Here is a 500-nt window from a genome sequence, read left to right on the forward strand (position 1 = left end):
TTAGGTGCATCACTGGTGCCCGTAACCGTGGGCGTGCTGTCGTTTGTTAATAATGGCGCATCTACACTCACACTTGGTGCTGTGGTATCAATGGTGCCGTTGCCGGTAATATTGGTGCTGTTACCTGCCACATCGCTGATGTTGGCGTTAATACTGTACGGCCCTTCGGCTATCGCATTAGGCACTTCGACTGAAAAGTTGCCGTCTGCATCAACCGTGGTGGTGAACGTTTGTGTATTGCCTTGATCGTCCACCACGGTGAAGTTAATAACGGTGCCTTCAACCGCATCGCTTGTTCCACTGAGTGTCGGGGTGATGTCGCTACTTGAGCCTGGACTGGTAAGTACAAGTGTCGGTGCAATGGTATCTATTTCACCAGTGCCTGTGGCAGTGGTGTCGTTGCCTGCCACATCTTCAACACTCGCGCTAATAGTGTATGCACCTTCTGCAAGTGCTATCGGTACAGGCATTGACCACGTACCATTAGCAAGTACGGTGGC

Annotated in this window: 1 protein-coding gene; it reads right to left on the reverse strand. The window is 51.4% G+C overall.

Annotated elements, in window-relative coordinates; all coding sequences use genetic code 11:
* The coding region (locus tag I6F44_RS19550; protein ID WP_197174416.1) for an Ig-like domain-containing protein at positions 1-500 on the reverse strand (500 nt) is incomplete at both ends.

Source organism: Pseudoalteromonas sp. NZS11_1 (assembly GCF_015864275.1).
In the GTDB taxonomy this organism is placed as follows: domain Bacteria; phylum Pseudomonadota; class Gammaproteobacteria; order Enterobacterales; family Alteromonadaceae; genus Pseudoalteromonas; species Pseudoalteromonas arctica.